This is a genomic window from Streptomyces sp. NPDC096205 (assembly GCF_044763135.1).
Lineage (GTDB): Bacteria > Actinomycetota > Actinomycetes > Streptomycetales > Streptomycetaceae > Streptomyces.
The window spans coordinates 349,928-369,112 of the sequence record NZ_JBIWFS010000004.1 but is presented as its reverse complement, the minus strand read 5'-3'; the positions used below and the strand labels follow the sequence as shown (position 1 = coordinate 369,112).

The window sequence follows — 19,185 nt, the reverse complement described above, 5'->3', positions numbered from 1 at the left end:
GCAGCTTCCCGCCTCGCCGCTCCTTCCGGCGAAGCGTTCCTCACCGCCCGGTCAGCCGACAACGGCCGACCGGGCGGGAGCGTGTTCGACCAACGGCGCGTCGGCCGCGACGGCGACAGGCTCCACCTCGGGGAACACGGTCGTCTCCAGCCCGGCCCGCCGCAGCGGGCGCCCAGCAGCGTCGCTCTTCCCGGCGACAGCCGTCGGCAGGCTGAACCACACCACCTTGCCGTCCTCGCCGTCCGGCCGCGCGCCCCAGCTCTCGCTGACCGCCGCCACCATGGCGAGCCCACGCCCGCAGGTCGCGAGCGGATCGGCGTCTTCCACGACGGGAAGCCGTGGGTCGTGGTCGCGCACCGACACCGTCAGCCGGTCGAGCAGCAGCTCGATCTGCACAGTGCACGTCTTGTCGGGTTGGGCATGCCGGTGGACGTTCGACAACAGCTCGGTCACACCGAGCGTCGCCCGGTCTATCAAGGGATCAAGATGCCAGTAGCGCAACTGCGCAGAAAGGATTCTGCGGACCTGGCCGATCCGCGACGGCAGGGCTTGGAGCTCCACCGTGCAGTGTCTGCTTGGGTGACTGATCACGGCTGCGACTCCCCGACGTTGAGGTCCGGAAGAACACGGAGGACGGATCCAGCAGGGGTCCGAGTCGAGACGACCGCCTGCTGTCGTGCCCGGCGGGCTGGTTCGCAGCGTTGTCGCCGGTAAACCCAGAGTGACGTGAGACCAGAGTGACGCAAGGGGTGAAGAGCCGCAACTCGCCGTGCCGCGACGGTCACACCGCGCAGCTCTTCCGGAGGCCCGGCGGTCGCGCCGCGCGGCTTCGGCGGTGGCTCGGCCGTCGCCCCGCGTAGCTTCGGCGGAAGCTCGGCGGTCGCCCGTCGGGGCTTCCGCGCAGGCTCGGCGGTCGCCCGTCGGGGCTTCCGCGCAGGCTCGGCAGTCACCCTTCGGGGCTTCCGCGCAGGCTCGGCGGTCGCCGGCGCGGCTTCGGCGGAGGCCTCAGCGGTCGCGCCCCGTGGCCCGGCGCACGGCCTCGACGAACCGGCGCGCCGCGGGTGGCCCCGACTCGCCGGGAGCGGGGTCGTGGTCGCCCAGCGTCAGCGTGTACCGCTTGCCGCCGAGGTCGGCGACGGCCCGGTCCTCGGACCCGAACCACGGCTTCGACGCCCGCACCGTCTTCAGCGGCGCGCTGTCGATCTCGCTGCCGTAACTGGTGAGCAGCTCCAGCCTGCCGTCGTTGATCCGGACCTGCCCGGCGCGGGTGAGCGACCGCAGACCCTTCCCGATCCGCACGCCCGTCGCCGTGAACTCCGGCTCCGCCATGGCGCCCTGCCCCCTTGTCGCATGTGCCGTATGCGGCCGTACGCCCGAACGGGTCGCCGGCCGCGTGTCGTGAACCCCTGTCGACACCGACGGGACACCCTTCGGGTACCCCGCGCGTGCAGTCTGCCTCCACCCGGCGCCCCGCACCAGTGCGCGCGTGGGGCTCGCGCCGGGCGCGGAAGCACTCGGCCGAATGCGCCCCGGTCCGGCAGGCGGGCCGCGGCGGGTCTCCCGAGGGGCTCGCGCCGGAGCGCCGCAGGGGCGTGCGCCGGTGCCTCGTACGCCTGCGTGTCGGTGCTTCGTACAGCCGTGCCCCAGGGCGCCTTTGGGTGGCTCAAAGATGCGTTTATGCAGGTGGGAAGCGTTCGGAGAGGTGCTTATGATCGAAGGGACGGCACCGCGCGGACGCGGGTGCCGCGCAGCGTGAGGAGCGACGCCGTGAGCACCATCCAGCAGATCCCGACCGGCGCGACCCTTGACGTCGACCGCACTGACGCGCGCTACCGCGACTGGCTGAAAGAAGCCGTCCGCAAGGTCCAGGCCGACGCCAACCGGTCGGCCGACACGCACCTGCTGCGCTTCCCGCTGCCGGAGAAGTGGGGCATCGACCTCTACCTCAAGGACGAGTCCACCCACCCCACCGGCAGCCTCAAGCACCGGCTCGCCCGCTCGCTGTTCCTCTACGGGCTGTGCAACGGCTGGATCCGCCCCGACCGCCCGGTCATCGAGGCGTCCAGCGGTTCGACGGCCGTGTCCGAGGCGTACTTCGCGAAGCTGATCGGCGTGCCCTTCATCGCCGTCATGCCGCGCACGACCAGCGCCGAGAAGATCCGCCTGATCGAGTTCCACGGCGGCCGGTGCCACTTCGTGGACGACCCGCGCACGATGTACGAGGCCTCCGCCCGCCTCGCGGCCGAGACCGGCGGCCACTACATGGACCAGTTCACCTACGCCGAACGGGCCACGGACTGGCGCGGCAACAACAACATCGCCGAGTCCATCTTCCGCCAGCTGGAGCTGGAGCGGTTCCCCGAGCCCGCCTGGATCGTCGCCACGGCCGGCACCGGCGGCACCTCCGCGACCCTCGCGCGCTACGTCCACTACATGCAGCACGACACCCGCATCTGTGTCGCCGACCCCGAGAACTCCTGCTTCTTCGAGGGCTGGACCACGGGCGATCCGGACGTCACCTGCGACTGCGGCTCACGCATCGAGGGCATCGGCCGGCCACGCATGGAGCCGAGCTTCGTGCCCGGCGCGATCGACCGCATGATGAAGGTCCCCGACGCGGCGAGCGTCGCCGCCGTACGCGCCCTGGAGCGGGCCATCGGCCGCAAGGCGGGCGGCTCGACCGGAACCGGGCTGTGGAGCGCGCTGAAGATCGTCGCCGAGATGGTCGCCGCGGGGCGGACGGGCAGTGTCGTCACCCTGCTGTGCGACCCGGGCGACCGCTACCTCGACAAGTACTACTCCGACGACTGGCTCGCCGCGCAGGGCCTCGACATCGCCCCCTACGCCGCGGCCATCGACACCCTGCTGGACACGGGCGTCTGGCCGCACTGAGCGAGGCTCAGCGGCCCAGCCGCCGGTCCAGCGCCGTCATCGCGCCCCGGAAGGAACGGTCGAGGCCGGGGCGGGCCAGCCGCAGCGCCAGCAGGAAGGGCGCCGTGCCGTCGGCGGCGAAGGTCCAGCACACGCGCGTGCCCGCTCCGGCGGGCGCCAGCCGCCACTCCTCGACCAGGGCGTGCGCCCCCGGCGCGTTGGTGACATCCACGCGATAGACGTACAGGTCGGGCTCCTTCGCGACGAGGACCGTCTCCTCGAACCGCGTACCGCCCCGCAGCCGGACCTCCCGCCCGGCGCCGTCCCGCAGCGGCCGGGCGAGTGTCACCGCGCCGAACCACTCGCTCCAGCCGGGTACGTCCTCGGCGAGCGCGCGGTAGACGTGCTCGGGCGCGGCGGCGATGTTGCGCGCGAACACATGACGTACGGGCGCGTCCCGCACGAAGCCGGCCTCGACCGGACGCAGACGGCGAGCCATACGAACCCCCAGGGCGGTGCACGACGGCAGGACGGCCGCCCACCTTACCTGACCGATCGTCAGGCGTCTGCACCACCCGGCTCGCCCAGCTCCTCGTCCTCGCCCGCCACCACCAGGCGCCGCAGATGCTCCGACACCTGCGCGCGTGCCTCGGCCGGCAGGCCCGCGTCGGTCACCAGCGTGTCGACCTGGTCCAGCGTGGCGAACGAACTCAGGCCCACCGTGCCCCACTTGGTGTGGTCGGCGACCACCACCACCCGGCGCGCCGCCTGCACGAGCCGCCGGTTGGTCTCCGCCTCCGCGAGGTTCGGCGTCGACAGACCGGCCTGCGGCGATATCCCGTGCACACCGAGGAACAGCAGGTCGAAGTGGAGCGTGGAGATGGCCTGATCGGCCACCGGGCCCACCAGCGAGTCCGACGGAGTGCGCACCCCGCCGGTCAGCACCACCGTCGCAGCGCCCTGCCGCGGACCCGTCGACCGCTGCGCCGCGTGGAACACGTCCGCCACCCGCACCGAGTTGGTGACGACCGTCAGATCGGGCACGTCCACCAGCTGCTGCGCCAGCGCGTACGTCGTCGTACCGCCCGACAGCGCGATCGCGCTGCCCGGCGGGACCAGGCGGGCGGCGGCCCGCGCGATGTCCTCCTTGGCCGTCGGCTCCAGACCGGACTTGGCCTCGAAGCCGGGCTCGTGCGTGCTCGCCTCCACGACCGGGACCGCGCCGCCGTGCACCTTCTCCAGCACACCCTGACGCGCCAGCGCGTCCAGATCACGGCGTACGGTCATGTCCGACACACCGAGCTTGCGGGTCAGCTCGTTGACCCGGACCCCGCCGCGGCGCCGGACCTCGTCAAGGATCAGGGCGCGCCGCTGCTCCGCGAGGAGGTTCTGATTCTCGCTCACGTACGCTCCGGTCCTTTCGTCCACTGCCGTCCGACCCGTCCTCACACCTGCTCCGACAAGGACGTTTCCCTGTCGTCGCGCGCGCGGGCGTCCCATCCTCGCACGACCCGGCACCGGTCGCGCCACCGGCCGTGCGGTCGCGCACATGCCACCCACGACCCCTGTTCCTCGCACGGATCGGGGAGATTCGGTGACGAGGGGTGTACGCAGAAGGCCCTGTCGAGATCCTGATGCGTGCACGAACAGTTGCCGACGCAGCGTCACGGGGGAAGTGGCACAGTGGAACGCACTCAGGAAAAGACCCTCACGGAGGACCCGGCGACCGCCCTGGAGCTCCTGGTCCACGGCGTCGGCGGCACCACGCCGGAGCAGATGCTCGGCGATCCGCGCACCGTACGGATCACCGGGGACGACACCGCGGCCGTCTTCCGCCGCGCCGCCGACACCGCACCCGAGGCCGACGCCGACGCCACGAGGCGCCGTCCGGTCCCCGAGGCGTACGTCTGGTGCAACCTCACCTCCGGCAACGGCACCCGCGCCCTGTGGCTGCTGTTACTGCCGTTCATGGTGGTCAACCTGGCGCACTGGATGCGGCCGGGCGCCCACGGCCGGGTCCGGACCGTGCGCCTGTACGGACTCCTGGTGCGGCTCGCCGGCCTCACCCTGACCGTGCTGCTCGTGGCCGGGGCCTGCGAGGTGGCGCTGGATCTGGCGGCCTGGCAGTGCGCGGGCACACGCCCGTGCGCCGACCGGCACAGCTGGCTGGGCTTCCTGTCGCCGGCCGGCTCCGACGGCGGCTGGTGGAGCCGCCCCGGCCGCCGGCTCGCCCTCGCCGCATTGCTGCCCGCCGCCCTCACCGGCCTGCTGTGGTACCTGTCCCACCGCACCTGGAACGCGTACGAATCCCAGCGGCCCCTGGCCTTCAACGCCGGCCCCGGCGAGGACAGTGGCAGTACGGCGCTGGGCGGATGCGGTGAGGGCAGTGGCAGTACGGCGCTCGGCGGATGCAGTGAGGGCAGCGGCAGTACGGCGCTGGGCGGACGCGGTGAGGGCAGCGGCGGCACGGCGCTCGGCGGATGCGGTGAGGGCAGCGGCAGTACGGCGCTGGGCGGACGTGGAGAGGACGACGGCAGCACGGCCCTCGGCCGGCCCGGCTTCTGGTACGGCCGCCGCCTGGTGGCACGCCTGCGCGCCGCGCACACCGCGGCCGGGCTGCTGACGGTCGCCGCCGTGCTCACCGCGGCGGCCTCCGGACACGACCGCGAGCCCGGCGGCCCGGCCGCCCTCGACCTGCTGGGCCGGCTGCTCGGCGCGGGACTGCTCGCCGGGGCGCTCGCCGTGGTGTGGGTGGTGTGCCGACGGGGCCGCAGCGAGCGGCGCCTGGACCGCGAGCTCGACGCCCGCCTCGCCAGGCTCCTGCCGCTCGGCGCCCTCGCCGCTCTCGTGCTCGCCCTGGTCTACGCCGGCTGGGAGCGGCCCGGCTGGCAGTCGGCCGGGCGACTGCCCGGCGACGCGGCCTTCGGCGGCATCGCCCTCGCCCAGGGCGTGCTGGTGATCGCCCTCGCGGTCGTCGCGCATGTGCTGCACCGGGCCCTGCCCGACCCGCGCGCCGCGCTGCGCGGGCTCGGCGGGCCCGTCGTCGCCCTGCTGGGCTGCGCGCTCGGCGGCGTGATGGCGGGCGGTGTCTCGCAGCGGGTCGCGGACTGGCTGGACGGCACCGGCGCCTCCATCCCGGGGCCGCCGGTGCTGCTGACCTGGCAGGCCTCCGTCATCCCGCCCCTGCTGCTGGTCCTCCTCGCCGTCTGCGCCCTCCTCGGGTGGCGCACCGTGCGGCTGGCCCGCGCCGAGCGGGCGGCGGTCGAGCGCGACTACCCCGACGAGATGCGCGAGCCCGCGCGCACCCGCCGTATCGCCCGGGTCCGGGCCCTGGCCACGCTCACCGACAGCGCGCCGCTGATCGTCGCCGTCACCGCCGTCACCACGCTGCTGCTCGGCGCCGGCGCCCTCGTCGGAGCCTGGCTCAGCGACCGCACGCCCGGCCGGGCCGCCGAGCACGCCCACCCCTTCGTCCAGGGCGCCGCCGAGACCGCGCAGGCGCTGGGCTCCTGGCTGATCGGCCTCGGCTTCATACTGTTCGTCACCTGGGGCCGGCGCGCCTACAAGGACGCCTCCGCGCGGCGCACCATCGGCATCCTCTGGGACGTCGGCACCTTCTGGCCGCGCGCCGCCCACCCCTTCGCCCCGCCCTGCTACGCCGAGCGCGCGGTGCCCGACCTGACCTGGCGCATGACCAGTTGGACCCGTGCCACCGGCGGACGCCTCGTCATCTCCGGGCACTCCCAGGGCAGCGTCCTCGCGGCCGCCGCCGTCTGGCAGCTGAGCCCGGCCGACCGCGGCCGTGTCGCCCTGCTGACCTACGGCTCCCCGCTGGAGCGCCTCTACGGCCGCTGGTTCCCGGCCCACTTCGGGCCCGCCGCGCTCGGCGCGCTGCACCAGGAGCTGGACTGCTGGCGCAACCTGTACCGGCGCACCGACCCGATCGGCGGGCCCGTCCGCCTGCCGGGCGACTGCGGCCCCGAGGTGGACCGCCCCGCGCTGAAGGACCCCCTCGCCCACGGCCGCACCGACCGGCATCCGCTGCCCGCGCCCGTCCTCGGCCACTCCGAATACCAGGCCGACCCGGCCTTCGCCGAGGAACGCGAGCGGCTGCTGGCCGACCTCGGGCCCGGCGGCGGCGTGCCGACCCCGCGCCACACGCGTGCGCGGCGGGAGGCGCAGGGCATCTGAGGCAGGTCTCTGCTGTCCGGCAGGAGGCTCAGGGCAGCTGAGGCAGGTCTCTGCTGTCCGGCAGGAGGCTCAGGGCAGCTGAGGCAGGTCCTCCTCGAACAGCAGCGTCAGATCGTCCGTGCTCGGCTCCACCACCTGCGCCACCCGGCCCGCGTGACGCTCCACCATCGCCTCGAACGTCTGCCGCGCGGTGCGGCCGTTGCCGAACGCGGGCCCCTTCGGCAGGTCGGTGAAGTACTTCAGCAGCGCTTCAGGCGTGCCCGGCGCCAACCGGTACTCGTGCTCCTCGGCCTGCTGCTCCACGATCCGCAGCAGTTCCTCGGGCCCGTAGTCGCCGAAGGTGATGGTCCGCGAGAAACGGGACGCCACACCCGGGTTGACGGACAGGAAGCGCTCCATCTCGGCGGTGTAGCCCGCGACGATCACCACGACCGCGTCGCGGTGGTCCTCCATCAGCTTCACCAGCGTGTCGATGGCCTCCTTGCCGAAGTCACGGCCCGCGTCCTGAGGCGACAGCGCGTACGCCTCGTCGATGAACAGCACACCGCCACGCGCCCGTTCGAACGCCTCCTGGGTGCGGATCGCCGTCGAGCCGATGTGCTCGCCGACCAGATCCACCCGGGACACCTCGACCAGATGGCCCTTCTCCAGCACACCGAGGGAGGCGAGGATCTCGCCGTAGAGCCGGGCGACGGTCGTCTTGCCGGTGCCGGGGGAGCCGGTAAAGACCAGATGCCGCTTGACCGAGGCCGCCTTCAGGCCGGCTCGCTGCCGGCGTCGGCCCACCTCGATCATGTCGGTGAGGGCCCGGACCTCCCGCTTGACGCTCTCCAGGCCCACCAGCGCGTCCAGTTCACCGAGCACCGCCTTGGAGGTGCGGGCCGGTTCCTGCTCCGGGGCGGGCTCGGGGGTGGCGGGACGCTGGTCGGGCACCGCGCCGAGCAGCCCGGCGGTCTGCGTGACCGTCGCGACGGCCGGTTCCGACGCGGCGGCCTGCCGTCGGACGCCCGCGCTCTCGTCGCTGGTGCAGTCCTCGACGACCGGCCCGGAGCCCGACCCGGTGTCCGGGCCGCCGTCCGCGAACTCGTAACCCCCGCGCGCGCACCGCTCCGTCCGGCACTTCTTCAGCGTCGTACGGCAGCCGTCGATCACATGGAAGCCGTAGCCGGCACTGCCGGTCACCCGGCAGCCCAGGAAGCTGCCGCGGCCACCGGCCGACACATAGAAGCCGGCCTCGGTGGGGGAGTCGACCGTGCAGCGCTCCACGGTCGGGTCGGCGCCCTTGGTGACGATCACGCCGGTCTGGGTGCCGTCCAGGGTGCAGTTGCTGAGCGTGCCGCCGCTGCCGTGGTCGCGGAACCACGCGCCCGTCGCCGCGTCCCGGATCCGGCAGTCGTCGAGCTGCGCCGTCGCCCCGTCGCTCACGGACACGGCCGTGTTGCGCACCTGCGACAGGTCGGTGTCCACCACGTCGGCGCGTGAGCCGCGGTCCAGCACGAACAGCGCGTCCGGTACGTCGTGCACCCGGCAGGAGTCCAGCACCGCGGTCGCGCCGTCGCTCACCCACACCGCCGGGTAGTCGCCGGTGCTGTCGAAGATCTCGCACTGGTGGGCGTCCACCCGGGTGCCCGGGTCCCACACCGACAGGCCGTTGCGCCCGAACTGCCGCACGCTGGTGCGGGTCAGGGTGAGGACCGAGCGGGAGCGCAGGTCGACCGCGTTCTCCGGGATGTCGTGGATCCGGCAGTCGGCCAGGGTCAGCACGGCGTCCGTGTCCAGGGTGACCCCGTCGGCGGTGGTGCGGTGCACATCGCAGTTGACGAGGTGTCCGGTGGCGTGCGCGGTGACCTGCACACCGCTGCCCCGCACCTCGTAGACCTCGCAGCCCACCGCCTCCAGCGAGGAGTTCTCGCCGGTCACCGCGAGGCCCGTGCCCGCCGCGTGGTGCACCCGGCAGCGCTCCAGCCGGGGATGGCCGCCGCCGCGCACGGCGACGCCCGCCTGCCCGGCCGCCAGCACCTCGCACTCCTCGAACACCCCGCCCCCGCCGTCGACCACCGCGATACCGATACCGGCCGGGTTGTCGACGGTGCAGCGCCGCACGGTGGGCCGCGCCGTGCCGCGCACCTCGATCCCGGCCGCGGACCGCGTCACGATCCGCAGGTCGGAGATCTCCGGGGTGCCGTCCTCCACCAGCAGCGCGGGCGCCGCCGCGTCCTGCCCCTCCACATGCAGGTCCTGCACGACCGCGGACGCGCGCACCGTCAGCGGCACGCCCTCCGTCGGCGCGATACGCACCGAGCCGGGGGAGCCCTCCGGGCCGCGCAGGGTCACCGCCCGCTGGACGACGAGGTTCTCCCGGTAGGTACCGGGGGCGATGGTGAGCACGTCACCCTCGGCCGCGGCCTCCAGGGCGGCGGCGAGCGATGCGTACTCACCTGTGCGGCGCCGCCACCGCGAAGTGCCGGTGTGCGTCACCTGGACCGTGCCCTGTGCCATGGCGTTGCTGTGCCCCCACCTCGTCGTACTGATGGCTCGCTCGCGCGCATTGATGCCGAAGGGGTTCGGCCGGTCCACCGTAGCGTGCGGGAGGGCAGTGGGTTGACCGGAGCGGGAAGGCGACCTACGGCCGCCAACTGTCGGGCTGTGCCCGGCGGGAGGGGGCGGTGTGCCGGGTCGGTGTGCTGCGGGGCGTGCTGTGTGCTGTGTGCTTTGTGGCCGTGTGCTGCCTGCCGCGGGCGGATTCGGCGCGGGAGGCCGTCGCGTGCCGCGTGCGGTTCCTTAGCCAACAGCCAACCCCCTGCACGTCCGCTGCCCGTCCGAGCAGGACCTCGTCAGATGCCCGTGCCCGTTCGGCCCCAGTCCGGGCCCGCTCGGTCCCAGGCCTGGTCCCAACAGGCGTATCTGCGGCGGATCATGCGCCACAGCGCGAGGCGGCGGGCGAGTTCGACGAGGAGGGCCGCGAGGAGGGCGGCGCCGATGCCGGCGATTACGGCGTGGGTGGTGGCGGTGGCAGGGTCGAGGGGTCTGACGGCGGGGCGGCCCTGCCGGTCGGTCCATAGCGCGAACCGGTCGCCCGGCTCAGGGTCGCGCAGCGGGGCCGTCACCGGGCCCCGCCGCTCGGTGCCGTCCGGGGCGGACCAGGAGGCGAGGACCCGGCTGCGGGTGTCGCGCGAGGCGGTCTCCGGGTCCGCGGCCGGTGCGGTGTGCTTCAGCTCCTCGACCACCCGGGCCGTCACCTGATGGCGGCGGCGCTGCTGCTCACGCACGGAGCGCTGCAGGGACTCGTCCGCGGCGGAGCCCACCAGGGTGCCGATCACGGGAGCGGCGACCAGCATCAGCAGCAGCGCGGCCAGACACACCCAGGCCTCGGCCAGATCCGTCCCGCGACGCAGCGGGTTGTGCCGCCAACGCCAGAGACCAGAGATCGCCCGCACTCTTCCGCCCCCTTCCCCGCTCCGTGATACCTCCTGGCGGAGGCGTCCACCGCGGACCCGGCCGAAGAGAGAGTGACGTCACCTTCAGGGAAGGGCGGCACCGCGTCGGCCGGGACCTCTCACGAACTGCTCACGCAAGCCCAACGTCCGGGCCCGGGGCCGAGGTTCCCGGCTACTCCAGGATCCGCACCTCGTCGCCGACCCGGATCGTGCCGCCCGACAGCGGGACCAGGTTCTGCCCGAAGGCGAGCGAGCCGGCGAAGCGCCGGTGCCGGCCGAGGGTGTGCAGGGGCTCCTTGCCCCGTACGGCGGTGTCCTGGTCGGTGGTGGTCACCACGCAGCGCCCGCACATCTTGGCGACGCGGAAGGTGACCTCCCCGATGGCGACGCGCGACCAGTCGTCCTCGGCCCACGGCTCGGTGCCGGACACGACCACGTTCGGCCGGAAGCGGTTCATCGGCAGGGGCCCCTCCGCGGCGTGCGGGCCCTCGGCGATCAGGGAGTTGAGGGAGTCGAGCGAGGACGCGGTGGTGAGCAGCAGCGGAAAGCCGTCGGCGAAGGAGACGGTCTCACCGGGCAGCGCGAACTCGGGGTCGACGGGCCGGCGCGTGGCCGGGTCGTCCATGTGCACCAGCCGCACCGGGACACCGAGATAGGCGCTGGCCCAGTCGTGTGCGCTCCGGTCGGCGAGGACGCCCTCGACCTTGTCGCCGAAGATGTCGAGCGTGACCGTGTCCCCCGGCTCCGGGACGGTGACGGTCAGCGGCTCGGCACCGGGCGCGGACAGCACGACGCCGCCGGGTACGAGCCCGGCGGCGGCCTGCGCGAGATGTGGCTGCTGGCGTTGTGTGACGACCTTTCCCCCGTCGTCGATCAGCACCCAGCGTCGGTCTCCGGCCAGCCCCCAGGGCTCCACGACAGCCTCCCGGGGTGCCAGACCCCGGAACGCCTTGACCGGATGGACGTGTATCGACTGCAGTTTCGCGTTCCCCATGGGGCCATCGTGCCACTCGGCACCGACAGCCCGGGAGATCGCGTCAGTAGCCGCGGTACTGCTGGTTGTTGTACGGGTCCTGGTACGGCGTGGGGGCCGGACGGGGAGCCGCGGGGCGCATCGACTCGTAGCCGGCGGCGCCCGACATCGGCGGACGCTGCGGCTGCTGCTGCGGGCCGGGGTACCCGCGCGGAGCGGCGGCCTGCTGCGGGATGTAGGCCGTGGGCGCAGCCTGGTGCAGCGGCGCGGGCTGCTGCATCTGCTGCGGGTAGCCGTAGGAGGGCTGGGAGGGGGCCGCCGGGAGGGCGGGCAGCGCCGACGGCAGCGCGGGCAGGCTGCTGCCCGGCGTGTCGTAGGCGGCGGGGACCCGGATCGGGGCGATCTGCGGGGTGCCACGCTCGGCCACGAGCGAGTCGTAGATCGGGGTGTCCGGGAAGGAGGCGGAGTAGTAGCCGCCGCCATAGGTGGAGCGGGGGGAGGTCATGGCACATAAGTTAAGCCCACGATGTGCTGGTTGGGGAGACCGATAAGAGGGTTGTTTTCCGTGTCCGCGGAGGCCCGTGTTCCCCAATGCGAGCGAATTCGGAGAAAAAGGGGCGGCAAACCTCGCCCGGATCGTGTAAAGCCTCAGCTCCCAAGGGGTTACCGGCGGTTGGACACCCCCTGTTCCGGCCCTTCGGGAGGGCTTGTGGAGCCGTCCGCATAGGTTGTCCGCGGCGGTCCGCATAGGTTGGGCGGACACAGGCCGATGGAACTGCCGGGCGCGACCGGCACGGTGACCCGCGATGGGGGCGGACATGTCAATGCCGAAGGGATCGAACGTTCCGGTGCCGACGACGGCCCTGCGGGTCGAGCTGGGCTGGCGTGCCGGACCGGGCGTGCCCGACGCCGACGCCTCGGCCCTGCTGCTGACCGGCCGCAGGGTACGGTCCGACGCGGACTTCGTCTTCTACAACCAGCCGGCGCATTCCTCCGGAGCCGTACGCCACGAGGGCAAGCGCACCTCCGGCGGGCAGGTGACCGACACGCTTCTCGTCGACCTCGCGCGCGTGGAGCCCTCGGTGGAGACGGTGGTGCTCGCCGCGTCCGCCGACGGCGGAACGTTCGGCCAGGTGCCCGGCCTCTACATCGAGGTGCGGGACGCGGGCAGTGGCGCGGTGGCCGCGCGGTTCGACAGCACGGACGCGAGCGTCGAAACCGCCTTCGTGCTCGGCGAGTTCTACCGCCGCCAGGGCGCCTGGAAGTTCCGCGCCGTGGGCCAGGGCTACGACAGCGGCCTGGAGGGCCTCGCCACGGACTTCGGCATCACGGTCGACGAGCCGCAGCACACGGCCCCGCCGGTGACGGCGGCACCACCCACGGTCACCGCGCCGCCTCCCGCCCCGCCGACGGCTCCCACCCTCGCCGCGCAGCCCGTCCCGCCCGCGTACACGCGCACGCCCCCGCCGCCGCCCGCCCCGCCCATGGCCCCGCCTCCGCCGCCGGCCGCGCCGGTGAGCCTGTCCAAGGTCACGCTGACCAAGGCGGCCCCGTCCGTGTCGCTGACCAAGCAGGGCGGCACCTCGGGCGCGATGCGGGTGAATCTCAACTGGGAGGTGCGCAAGCAGTTCTCCGGCTGGGCCGGCAAGTTCGGCCGCCCGGTCGCGATGCACTCGGACCTCGATCTCGACCTGTGCGCCCTCTACGAGCTCTCCGACGGCAGCAAGGGCGTCGTCCAGGCCCTCGGCAACGCCTTCGGCTCCCTGCACCAGCCGCCGTTCATCCACCTCGACGGTGACGACCGCACCGGCGCGGTCGCGAGCGGCGAGAACCTCACCATCAACCTCGACCACAAGCGGTACTTCCGGCGCATCCTCGTCTTCGTCACCATCTACGAGGGCGCCCGCTCCTTCGCCGACCTGCACGCCACGGTCACCCTCCAGCCGCAGTTCGGCGCGCCCATCGACTTCTCCCTCGACGAGTGCACGGTCCCGTCGACCGTGTGCGCCCTCGCCCTGATCACCGCCCAGGGCGACGACCTGATCGTCCAGCGCGAGGCCCGCTACCTGGTCCCCGAGCGCGGCGTCAGCCCGCAGCGCACCGTCGACTACGCCTACGGCTGGGGCATGAACTGGACGCCCGGCCGTAAGTAACGCCTGTACGGCGCCCTCAGCCCTCGTCGGCGACCGTGTCCGGACGTGCGTAGGTGCGGCCCTTCCAGGCCGCGCCGCGCCCCCGGTAGTGCTGCACCGCCGAGTCGACGGTCATCAGCAGATACAGCAGGGCCGTGAACGGCAGCAGCGGGGCCAGCCACAGCGGCTGCCCGTAGTAGCGGACCATCGGCGTGTACGTGCCCGTCATCACCAGCCACGCCAGCCCGCCGCACACCGCCGTCGCCCAGCTCCCCGCGGCCAGGCCCAGCACCAGGGCCGCGGGCGGCACCAGGTACACCAGGGCGAGCCCCGCCACCGTGCCCGCCAGCAGCAGCGGGTTGTGCCGCAGCTGGGCGTAGGCGCTGCGCGAGACCATCCGCCACAGGTCGGCCAGACGCGGATACGGCCGCACGCTGTCCACCCGGTCCGCGAGCCCCAGCCAGATGTGCCCGCCGCCCTGCTTCACCGCGCGCGCGAGTGCCACGTCGTCGATCACCGCGTGCCGGATCGCGTCCGGGATCCGCGCCCGCTCGGCCGTCTCGGCCCGCAGCAGCACACAGCCGCCCGCCGCGGCCGCCGTACGCGACCCTCTGCGGCCGATCCGGCGGAAGGGATACAACTGCGCGAAGAAATAGACGAACGCCGGCACCACCAGCCGCTCCCAGCCGCTCGCCACCCGCAGCCGCGCCATCTGCGACACGGCGTCGAAGCCGCCGGTGCGCGCGGCCGCCACCAGCGTGCGCAGACTGTCCGGCGCGTGCGCGATGTCGGCGTCCGTCAGGAGCAGGAATTCCGGCTCACGCGCGCGTGCCAGCGCGATGCCGTGCCGCACCGCCCACAGCTTCCCGGTCCAGCCCGCGGGCGGCTCACCCGGTGAGCCGACGGTGAGGGGCAGCCCACCGTGCCGCCGCGCGAGGTCGCGCGCCAGCTCACCGGTGCCGTCCGTGCTGCCGTCGTCGACGAGGAACACCTCCGCGCGCCCCGGATAGTCCTGGGCGAGCAGCGAGGGCAGGCTCGCGGCCAGCACGGCCGCCTCGTCCCGGGCCGGTACGACGACACAGACGGACGGCCAGTCGTCGAGGTCGCGGCGCGGTGGGAGACGTACGTCCGTACGCCAGAAGAAGCCCTGACACAGCAGCAGCCACAGCCAGGCGGCGAGTGATCCGGCGGAGATCCACACGAAGGCGCTCACCCGCGCAGTGTGCCCCACGCCGGCGGGCCGCCGGAGCACATCGTCTATCGTGGCCGGGTGAAGATCGCGCTCATGGACTCCGGAATCGGCCTGCTGGCGGCCACCGCCGCGGTACGGCACCTGCGGCCCGACGCAGATCTCGTGCTCTCCCTGGACCCCGACGGCATGCCCTGGGGGCCGCGTACCTCCGAAGACCTGACCCGGCGGGCCCTGGCCGTCGCCGAGGCCGCCGCCGCGCACGGGCCGCAGGCGCTGATCGTCGGCTGCAACACCGCCTCCGTGCACGCCCTGCCCACGCTGCGCGCCCGGCTGGAACCGGGACTGCCGGTCGTCGGTACGGTCCCCGCGATCAAGCCGGCCGCGGCCGGCGGCGGCCCCGTGGCGATCTGGGCCACCCCCGCCACCACCGGCAGCACCTACCAGCGCGGTCTGATCCGTGACCACGCCGACGGCGTCCCGGTCACCGAGGTGCCCTGCTGGGGTCTCGCCGAGGCGGTGGAACAGGCCGACGAGGCGGCGATCGACGCCGCTGTCGCCGCGGCCGCCGCCCTCACCCCGGCGGACGTCACGACCGTCGTGCTCGGCTGCACCCACTACGAGCTCGTCGCCGAGCGCATCCGCGCCGCCGTGCAGCGCCCTGGCATGCCGCCCCTCGTCCTGCACGGCTCGGCCGACGCGGTGGCCGCGCAGGCGCTGCGCCGCATCGGCGAGGCCCCGGCCCCCGACGCCCCCGCCTCCGGCACCCTCACCGTGCTCCTCAGCGGACGCGAGGGCGCGCTGCCGGCAACCGCGCTGGCGTACGAGGAGGGACGGCTGCTGCCGACCGCGATCACGGCGGCAAGCCTCGGGTAGGGGCATCCCGACCCCTCGCCCGCGCCCGGAATCCCGGCACGCCCATCCGGAGCAGTCACGCTCTGCGACCTGGTAACGGCGGAGCGAAACCTGAGTAACCTCGAACCATGAGGGAGCACCCCCACGGCGTCGACGCGCCGCATCCCGATGTCTGGACCGGGCGGGCGACCAACCGGTTCCAGTGGTTGCTGGCGCTGGTCGGCGCCGCCTGCGTGGCCCTCGGCATCGAACTGGCCGTGGCCTCTCCCTGGGACTTCGGGGCGGCTCCCCTGGTGATGGCCGTGGTCGGCTGCATCGCCGGCGGCCTGCTGGTGCTGTTCGGCACCGTCGCCTTCGTGCATGTGGCGCTGAAGGTCGACAAGGAGTGCCTGGAGGTGCGCTGCGGCCACATGGGTGTGCCGCGCCGCCGTATCCCCCTGTCACATGTGGCCGGGGCCGACTTCGCCCCGCATGTCACGCCCCGCCACTGGGGCGGCTGGGGCTACCGCTGGCGTCCCGAGAGGGGCACCGCGGTCGTCGTACGCCGGGGTGAGGGCGTGGTGCTGCGGCTGTGGGACGGGCACACCTTCACGATCACCGTGGACAACGCCGAGGCGGCCGTGAGCGTCATCAGGGACCGGCTGCACGCGGGCCGGGCGGGCACCGCGCTCTGACCATCACCGCGGGTCGTACGACGGCTCCGCGAGCGGCTGTGCCGTGGCCAGGCCCGCCAGCAGCCCGGCGCCGACCGACACGGGGGTGAAGCTGAGCGCGTTGCCGACGGCGGCGACGGCCGCGAGGGCGGTCAGCGCGGCCCCCGCGGTGAGCGCGACCGGTGTCGGGCGGGCGGTGCGCCACAGCGCGTGCAGCACCCAGGCGAACGCGGCCCCCAGCAGCACCAGCCCGACCACGCCCTGCTCGGCCAGTTGCTGAAGCGGCGCCGAGTGCGGCTTGCCGTCGGGAAAGGGAGCCGCGGCCGCCGCCGGGCTCAGTTCACCGAAGCGGCCCGGACCCACGCCGAGCAGCAGGTCCTCGCCGCTCAGGTGCAGCGCGTCCTGCCACAGCTCGACGCGCTGCGCGGTCAGCCGGGCCTGGAGGGACAAGGCGAGGCCGTCCGGCAGGGCGTGCTCGGCGACGGCCCAGATCGTGCCCGTGACCAGCGTCGCGGCCAGCGCGAGGCCCGCGATGCCCGTCCCGCGGCTGCGCATCGCGCCCGCGGCCAGCGAGCACAGCAGCACCGCGACGCACAGCACGGCCCCGGCCGGCGAACCCAGCAGCGCGGCGGCCACGGCGACGCCCGCGGCCAGCACACGCAGAGCCAGCCGCAGCGCCGGTACGGCGGTGCCCCACGCGGCACAGCAGGCCGCGCCGGTGCACAGCACGAGCAGGCCCGCGGCCGCGCCCGCGTGCCCGAGCGGTACGCCCGGCTCCGGTCCGGGCACGAGGTACGGCGTGCCGATGGCCAGGCCCAGTCCGGCCAGGGCGGCGCCACACAGCGCGGCGACCGGCAGCAGCGCGCCGCAGATCCGCCCGGCCGCGTAGCCGGCCGCCACCGCCAGCACCGCGAGCAGCACACCCTCGGGCCGGCCGCCGTGCACGCTCGCGGAGATCACCGACCAGATCGCGCAGGACCCCAGCACCACCACGCCCGCGCCGTCGGACACCCGGCGTCTGTCGCCGTCGGCCTGCGGCCCGGCCGTGGACGTCGTCCTCGTCGCCCCCATCTGTCCCCCCGTACCCCGGTCGCCCCCGACCCGCGCCGCACCCCCTCGCCCCCGGATCGGACGCACGGCTGGGCACACCGTAACGGCTCGCGGGCCGAATGTGGATGACTGGGTGCGAGGGGTGCAGGAACGTTGCAGCAGGGGCGAGGGGGACGTAGCCGCCGCTGTCGGCGCTCCTGACGGGCGCCGTACACTCCGGGAGTGACCGTCACCGCAACCACCGTGGGTGAGTCGGACCAGGCCCCGCCGCAGACCGTGCCCGTTTCGGGTCGCGCGCGGCTGCTGCGTCTGGTGCCGGCCGCCGTCGCGGCGCTCTCCGGAGTGCTGCTCTACGTCAGCTTCCCGCCGCGCACCCTGTGGTGGCTCGCCCTGCCGGCCTTCGCCGGCCTCGGGTGGGCCTTGCGCGGCCGTGGCTTCAAGGCGGCGCTCGGTCTCGGCTATCTCTTCGGCCTCGGCTTCCTGCTGCCGCTGCTGGTGTGGACGGGCGTCGAGGTGGGCCCCGGGCCGTGGCTGGCCCTGGTGGTGATCGAGGCGGTGTTCGTCGCGCTGGTCGGCGCGGGCGTCGCCGCCGTCTCCCGACTGCCCGGCGGGGCCGTGTGGGCCGCCGCGGTGTGGACGGCGGGCGAGGCGGTACGCGCGCGTGCCCCCTTCCACGGCTTCCCCTGGGGCAAGGTCGCCTTCGGCCAGGCCGACGGCGTCTTCCTGCCGCTGGCCGCCCTGGGTGGCACCCCCGTACTGGGCTTCGCGGTCGTCCTGTGCGGCTTCGGCCTGTACGACGTCGTACGGCTCCTTGTGGAAAACCGCCGCACACGCGTGTGGCGGAAGGGCGCCGCGGCCGCCGCACTGCTGAGCGTGGCCGTGCCGGTGGGCGCCGCGCTGGCGGCCCGCACCCTCGTCAGCGACAAGGCCGAGGACGGCACCCTCACGGTCGCGGTCGTGCAGGGCAATGTGCCGCGGGCGGGGCTGGACTTCAACGCCCAGCGCCGGGCCGTCCTCGACTACCACGCGCGCGAAACGCGCCGGCTGGCCGCCGAGATCGACGCGGGCCGGGCGCCGCGGCCCGATGTGGTGCTGTGGCCGGAGAACTCCTCCGACATCGACCCGTTCGCCAACTACGACGCCCGCGCGGTCATCGACGGGGCCGCCAGGGCGATCGGCGCGCCCATCTCCGTCGGCGGTGTGGTCGAGCGCGACGGCAAGCTGCTCAACGAGCAGATCCTGTGGGACCCGGACAAGGGCCCGGTCGCCACGTACGACAAGCGGCAGATCCAGCCCTTCGGCGAGTACCTCCCGCTGCGCGGGCTCGTCGGGGCGATCAACGACAGCTGGACCGGTATGGTCCGCCAGGACTTCAGCCGCGGCGACGAGCCCGGCGTGTTCACGGTCGCCGGGACGAAGATCGGCCTGGCCACCTGCTACGAGGCCGCCTTCGACTGGGCCGTGCGCGACACCGTCACCGACGGCGCCCAGCTGATCTCCGTGCCCAGCAACAACGCCACCTTCGGCCGCAGCGAGATGACCTACCAGCAGCTCGCGATGTCCCGCATCCGCGCGGTCGAGCACAGCCGCACCGTCACCGTGCCGGTGACCAGCGGGGTCAGCGCGATCATCCTGCCCGACGGCACGATCACCCAGCGGACCGGGATGTTCGTCGCCGACTCCCTCGTCCAGAAGGTGCCGCTGCGCTCCTCCCAGACGCCCGCGACCCGGCTGGGCATCCTGCCGGAGATCGCGCTCGTGCTGGTCGCGGCCGGCGGTCTCGGCTGGGCGGGCGCGGTCGCGGTGCGCGGGCGGCGCGCGGGTGGCGTGTAGC

At 73.9% G+C, this 19,185-nt stretch carries 16 protein-coding genes; 6 read left to right on the top strand and 10 right to left on the bottom strand.

Annotated elements, in window-relative coordinates; all coding sequences use genetic code 11:
• Window positions 1–51: 51 nt before the first annotated feature.
• Window positions 52–591 (bottom strand): ATP-binding protein, encoded by a 540-nt coding sequence (locus tag ACIQ6Y_RS17645; protein ID WP_404039192.1) that lies wholly within the window; start codon window positions 589–591, stop codon window positions 52–54.
• A 414-nt stretch (window positions 592–1,005) separates the two neighbouring features.
• Window positions 1,006–1,329: a hypothetical protein gene (locus tag ACIQ6Y_RS17640; protein ID WP_404039189.1), complete on the bottom strand. Its 324-nt coding sequence runs from the start codon at window positions 1,327–1,329 to the stop codon at window positions 1,006–1,008.
• A 438-nt stretch (window positions 1,330–1,767) separates the two neighbouring features.
• Between ACIQ6Y_RS17640 and ACIQ6Y_RS17635 the strand changes: the two genes are divergently transcribed.
• Entirely contained in the window at window positions 1,768–2,892 is a 1,125-nt protein-coding gene (locus ACIQ6Y_RS17635) for a PLP-dependent cysteine synthase family protein (protein WP_404039186.1), read from the top strand.
• A gap of 7 nt (window positions 2,893–2,899) precedes the next feature.
• Here the strand turns inward: ACIQ6Y_RS17635 and ACIQ6Y_RS17630 are convergent, their stop codons facing one another.
• Both ACIQ6Y_RS17630 and ACIQ6Y_RS17625 read right to left on the bottom strand, forming a co-directional pair.
• The gene (locus ACIQ6Y_RS17630; RefSeq protein WP_404039183.1) at window positions 2,900–3,370 is read right to left on the bottom strand and encodes an SRPBCC family protein; all 471 of its coding nucleotides are present in this window, start codon (window positions 3,368–3,370) and stop codon (window positions 2,900–2,902) included.
• 59 nt (window positions 3,371–3,429) lie between these two features.
• The gene (locus ACIQ6Y_RS17625; protein ID WP_404039180.1) at window positions 3,430–4,275 is read right to left on the bottom strand and encodes a DeoR/GlpR family DNA-binding transcription regulator; all 846 of its coding nucleotides are present in this window, start codon (window positions 4,273–4,275) and stop codon (window positions 3,430–3,432) included.
• Between the two features lie 279 nt (window positions 4,276–4,554).
• Between ACIQ6Y_RS17625 and ACIQ6Y_RS17620 the strand changes: the two genes are divergently transcribed.
• On the top strand, window positions 4,555–7,062 hold the full coding sequence (locus ACIQ6Y_RS17620) for a hypothetical protein (protein ID WP_404039177.1): 2,508 nt from the start codon (window positions 4,555–4,557) through the stop codon (window positions 7,060–7,062).
• A gap of 69 nt (window positions 7,063–7,131) precedes the next feature.
• Here the strand turns inward: ACIQ6Y_RS17620 and ACIQ6Y_RS17615 are convergent, their stop codons facing one another.
• The 4 genes from ACIQ6Y_RS17615 to ACIQ6Y_RS17600 all read right to left on the bottom strand — a co-directional run bounded on the left by ACIQ6Y_RS17615 (window position 7,132) and on the right by ACIQ6Y_RS17600 (window position 11,977).
• Window positions 7,132–9,561, bottom strand: coding sequence for a right-handed parallel beta-helix repeat-containing protein (locus tag ACIQ6Y_RS17615; RefSeq protein ID WP_404039174.1), 2,430 nt, complete (start codon window positions 9,559–9,561; stop codon window positions 7,132–7,134).
• A gap of 335 nt (window positions 9,562–9,896) precedes the next feature.
• Window positions 9,897–10,499 carry a hypothetical protein gene (locus ACIQ6Y_RS17610; RefSeq protein WP_404039171.1) on the bottom strand — a complete coding sequence of 201 codons (603 nt, stop codon included), beginning with the start codon at window positions 10,497–10,499 and terminating at the stop codon, window positions 9,897–9,899.
• A 172-nt stretch (window positions 10,500–10,671) separates the two neighbouring features.
• On the bottom strand, window positions 10,672–11,493 hold the full coding sequence (locus ACIQ6Y_RS17605) for an MOSC domain-containing protein (RefSeq protein ID WP_404039169.1): 822 nt from the start codon (window positions 11,491–11,493) through the stop codon (window positions 10,672–10,674).
• Between the two features lie 43 nt (window positions 11,494–11,536).
• Window positions 11,537–11,977 (bottom strand): DUF6643 family protein, encoded by a 441-nt coding sequence (locus tag ACIQ6Y_RS17600; RefSeq protein ID WP_404039167.1) that lies wholly within the window; start codon window positions 11,975–11,977, stop codon window positions 11,537–11,539.
• Window positions 11,978–12,296: 319 nt separating this feature from the next.
• Between ACIQ6Y_RS17600 and ACIQ6Y_RS17595 the strand changes: the two genes are divergently transcribed.
• Window positions 12,297–13,625: a TerD family protein gene (locus ACIQ6Y_RS17595; protein ID WP_404040096.1), complete on the top strand. Its 1,329-nt coding sequence runs from the start codon at window positions 12,297–12,299 to the stop codon at window positions 13,623–13,625.
• Window positions 13,626–13,641: 16 nt separating this feature from the next.
• On the opposite strand, the gene ACIQ6Y_RS17590 is transcribed toward ACIQ6Y_RS17595, so the two are convergent.
• Complete coding sequence (locus ACIQ6Y_RS17590; protein WP_404040093.1) at window positions 13,642–14,835, bottom strand: glycosyltransferase; 1,194 nt, start codon at window positions 14,833–14,835, stop codon at window positions 13,642–13,644.
• Window positions 14,836–14,874: 39 nt separating this feature from the next.
• Here ACIQ6Y_RS17590 and ACIQ6Y_RS17585 point away from each other — a divergent pair, with 39 nt between their 5' ends.
• Together ACIQ6Y_RS17585 and ACIQ6Y_RS17580 are read left to right on the top strand one after the other, a co-directional pair.
• Window positions 14,875–15,669: a glutamate racemase gene (locus ACIQ6Y_RS17585; RefSeq protein WP_404039164.1), complete on the top strand. Its 795-nt coding sequence runs from the start codon at window positions 14,875–14,877 to the stop codon at window positions 15,667–15,669.
• A gap of 107 nt (window positions 15,670–15,776) precedes the next feature.
• Window positions 15,777–16,322, top strand: a complete 546-nt coding sequence (locus tag ACIQ6Y_RS17580; protein WP_404039162.1) for a hypothetical protein — start codon at window positions 15,777–15,779, stop codon at window positions 16,320–16,322.
• A gap of 3 nt (window positions 16,323–16,325) precedes the next feature.
• Here the strand turns inward: ACIQ6Y_RS17580 and ACIQ6Y_RS17575 are convergent, their stop codons facing one another.
• Window positions 16,326–17,372 (bottom strand): O-antigen ligase family protein, encoded by a 1,047-nt coding sequence (locus tag ACIQ6Y_RS17575; protein ID WP_404039159.1) that lies wholly within the window; start codon window positions 17,370–17,372, stop codon window positions 16,326–16,328.
• A gap of 201 nt (window positions 17,373–17,573) precedes the next feature.
• Here ACIQ6Y_RS17575 and lnt point away from each other — a divergent pair, with 201 nt between their 5' ends.
• The gene (lnt, locus tag ACIQ6Y_RS17570) at window positions 17,574–19,184 is read left to right on the top strand and encodes an apolipoprotein N-acyltransferase (RefSeq protein ID WP_404039156.1); all 1,611 of its coding nucleotides are present in this window, start codon (window positions 17,574–17,576) and stop codon (window positions 19,182–19,184) included.
• Window position 19,185: the final 1 nt, after the last annotated feature.